The 251-nt window shown below is 48.2% G+C and carries 1 protein-coding gene; it reads right to left on the minus strand.

The genetic code is table 11. The annotated features are described in order from the left end of the window. Window positions 1-131: 131 nt before the first annotated feature. The coding region (locus tag PsWM33_RS27665; protein ID WP_244276685.1) for an ATP-binding protein at window positions 132-251 on the minus strand (120 nt) is incomplete at its 5' end.

Below are 251 nucleotides of genomic sequence, written 5' to 3' on the forward strand. Positions count from 1 at the left end.
TGTCAATGAGCGTTCAAAATTGATCCGGCATCATCATTTAAAATTGACCCACCTTGGTTGGCACAAAGCCAGCAGGCGAACAGCTCTCATCTAGCAGGTTCGTCTGCTGGCTTTGTGCCAACCGATGCTTATTAGTTTTGGGACTTTTTGCTCTGGGCAAAGCGGAAGGATGTATTACCCGTTTCGATAATTGAGCAATGATGTGTGATCCTGTCCAGCAGCGCGGTCGTCATCTTGGCATCTGCGAAGAC

It is taken from the genome of Pseudovibrio sp. WM33 (assembly GCF_001623165.1).
Taxonomy (GTDB): Bacteria; Pseudomonadota; Alphaproteobacteria; order Rhizobiales; family Stappiaceae; genus Pseudovibrio.